Below are 2,862 nucleotides of genomic sequence, written 5' to 3'. Positions count from 1 at the left end.
GGGGTCCACCGTCCGGGTGGGCGCCACCGGGCGCCGGTGACGTTGTGACCTTGTGCCCTGCTGCCCGGAGCCGGTAACGGGCAGTGTGGACCTACCCCGATTCGAAAGCTTTTCTGTGAGGCCCCCGCATGAACGCCGTCGACCGCGATGCCGCCCTCGAGCCGAAGGAGTGCCTGCGCCTGCTGCGGACCGTCTCCCTCGGCCGTGTGGTGTTCACCGAATCCGCCCTGCCCGCCGTCCGTCCGGTGACCTTCGTGGCACCGGACGGCGAGGTGATCATCCCGGCGGGCGGGGCTTCGTGGGGGCCGAAGCTGGACGGCACCGTGGTGGCCTTCGAGGTCGAGGACATCGATCAGGCCACCCGTGAGGGCTGGAGCGTGGTCGTGGTGGGCCGGGCGCGGCTGGTGACCGATCCCGCGTCGCTGCAGGGGTTTCCGCCCGCGGGGGAGCGGCCCTGGGCGCCCGCGGCCGAGCGGTTGCTCCTGACCATCGACATCGAGCACCTCAGCGGGCGCCGGATGGCGCTGGTGCGGCCGCTCGGCACGGGGGGACGGCTGGCGCCGGTGGTGGTCGCGGAGACGGACATCGGTTAAGGCGTGCGGCTGCGCCGTATTCGGCGTTCGAGCCTCCGCATCCGCGCCTCGAAGCGCTCCATGGCGAGCAGGAGCACCATCAGCAGAAGCGGGAAACCGAGCGCGAGCCACATGTCGTGCGGGTACCCGTTCCTTCGCCGAGGGTAAACGGCGCTCCGGTAGCGATTCGGTTGCGGACCGCGCCGATCACGAATAGTCCACAATAGACAGTCTGTTGTGGACTACTGGGGCGCGTCCTCGCCCGGTCGCCCCCGTTTCCGCAGCCATTCGCTCAGCACGGCTGCCTGGCTGTGGTCGACGTCACGGGTGGCGGTGAGCAGGGTCAGGTCGCGCTCGCGCGCGATCTCGAGCAGATGCCGCGCCGCCTGCTGCCGGTCCGGTTCGCGCAACTCGGCGAGGTAGCGGCGGCGGAACTCGGCGAACCGCTCCGGTTCGTGGCCGTACCAGCGGCGCAGTTCGGTCGAGGGCGCGACGTCTCGCAGCCACTCGTCGAGGTGGGCGTCTTCCTTGCGCAGCCCGCGCGGCCAGACCCGGTCGACCAGCACCCTCGCGCCGTCGGAGGCTGCCTCGTCGTACACCCGGTGGTACCCGATCTTCCCGCTCATGGCTCCCTCCATTCTCGGTGTCCTGCCTCCAGGATGGCGCGTCGCACCGCTGTGCGCAGGGATTTGTACGTGCCTTGTACGGCCGCCGGTCATGCTGTCCGCCCCCACTGCTCTTGATCATGGAGGACGGACATGGCGATGCGGTCGAGGACCCTGAAGCGCATGGCGGCGGCGATCGCGATGACGGCCGCCGCCGTGCTGGCCGGGGCCGCGCCGGCGCTGGCGGCCGCCGGCACCGTGCACACCGATTCCGGGCTCCCGCTGACCGTGCGGGCCGCCCCGAGCACCTCGGCTTCGGCTGTGGGCAGTGTGGCGAACGGGACGGCGGTCACGATCGGCTGCCAGTCCAACGGCGAGACCGTCACCGGGAAGTACGGCACCAGTGACATCTGGGACTACCTCCCGGCGAGCAACGGCTACGTCAGCGACACCTACGTCTACACCGGCTCCGACGGCCGGGTGGCGCCGGACTGCGCGGGCGCCACGCAGTCGTGCTCCACCGCGGGCACCGGGGACCCGCACACCTGTGCGGAGGCGGTGACGTGGGCGAAGGCGCACGTGCACACCACCTACGACGCGGACTACTACGACTACTGCGATCGCATCAACGCCTGGGCCTACGGTTTCAGCGCCAGCGGATCCACCACCGCCTATGTGCACTGGACCCAGATCCCGTCCGGCTACAAGCATCCGGGGGACACCGAGGTGCCCGCGGGCGGGCTGGCCTTCTTCAGCAACGGAGGGGCCGGTCACACCATGATCTCCCTTGGCGGCGGCCAGTTCCTGTCGAACGACATTCACGGCGCGGGGACCTACACGCAGACCACCATCGCCGAGATCAAGAGCAAGTGGGGGCAGACCTACCTGGGCTGGGCGCAGCCCTGGTTCAAGGTGAACCACTGACCTCGTCGGCGGCCTCGCCGCCGCACAGAAGATGAACCTCAGGGGACCGGGGAAGACGGGTCCCGGCCGTCCGCCGGCCGGGGCCCGTTCGTCTTGTTGCGCGCTCAATTGCTTGCGGGGCAAGGATTTTCCGGTCCTGAGTGGGCAGTGGATTAGGCAAACCTGACAAAAACGCCGTTTGGGGCAAGGGCGTACTGTCGCGCCGTGCGTAAGAAATTCTCGTTCGCCTCGCGGCTGGGCGCCACCGTGGTGTCGCTCGGCCTGCTCGCCGGAGTCACCGCCTGCGGATCACCGGATCCGGCCGCGCCCGCGGCGGGCACCTCCCCGGTCGCCGCGACCGACGCCTGGGTCAAGGCCACTGGAACCGACGGCACCACCGCGTCGATGACCGGTGCCTTCATGAACCTCCGCAACAGCGGCGGCTCCGCGGTGACCGTGATCTCCGCCACCACCGACGTCGCGGACAAGGTGGAGATCCATGAAACGGTGAATTCGCCGTCCGGGATGGCGATGCAGCCCAAGCAGGGCGGCCTGCCGATTCCCGCCGGTGCTTCGGTGACGCTCAAGCCCGGCGGCGACCACATCATGCTGATGGGCCTGAAGCGGACCCTGGCCGCCGGGGACGAGGTGAAGCTCACCCTCACGTTCGACCACGGCGATCCGCTCACCGTCACCGCGCCGGTGAAGCCGTTCACCGGGGCCAACGAGAGCTACCACAACCATGCCACTCCCTCCGGAAACTGACCCGCACCAGCCCACCC

At 69.7% G+C, this 2,862-nt stretch carries 4 protein-coding genes; 3 read left to right on the top strand and 1 reads right to left on the bottom strand.

The features are described from left to right. The first annotated feature begins 128 nt into the window (after window positions 1–128). On the top strand, window positions 129–593 hold the full coding sequence (locus FNH05_RS35580) for a pyridoxamine 5'-phosphate oxidase family protein (RefSeq protein ID WP_144593236.1): 465 nt from the start codon (window positions 129–131) through the stop codon (window positions 591–593). 221 nt (window positions 594–814) lie between these two features. Here FNH05_RS35580 and FNH05_RS35575 read toward each other — a convergent pair whose 3' ends face one another. After that, the gene (locus FNH05_RS35575; protein ID WP_144593235.1) at window positions 815–1,198 is read right to left on the bottom strand and encodes a DUF488 domain-containing protein; all 384 of its coding nucleotides are present in this window, start codon (window positions 1,196–1,198) and stop codon (window positions 815–817) included. A 138-nt stretch (window positions 1,199–1,336) separates the two neighbouring features. Between FNH05_RS35575 and FNH05_RS35570 the strand changes: the two genes are divergently transcribed. Continuing rightward, window positions 1,337–2,101, top strand: a complete 765-nt coding sequence (locus FNH05_RS35570) for an SH3 domain-containing protein (protein WP_425458524.1) — start codon at window positions 1,337–1,339, stop codon at window positions 2,099–2,101. 204 nt (window positions 2,102–2,305) lie between these two features. Further along, complete coding sequence (locus FNH05_RS35565; RefSeq protein ID WP_186382908.1) at window positions 2,306–2,845, top strand: copper chaperone PCu(A)C; 540 nt, start codon at window positions 2,306–2,308, stop codon at window positions 2,843–2,845. Window positions 2,846–2,862 lie beyond the last annotated feature (17 nt).

The organism is Amycolatopsis rhizosphaerae (genome assembly GCF_007713715.1).
Taxonomy (GTDB): Bacteria; Actinomycetota; Actinomycetes; order Mycobacteriales; family Pseudonocardiaceae; genus Amycolatopsis_E; species Amycolatopsis_E rhizosphaerae.
The sequence above is the reverse complement of the archived record's forward strand: the minus strand, read 5'-3'. Positions and strand labels throughout refer to the sequence as shown.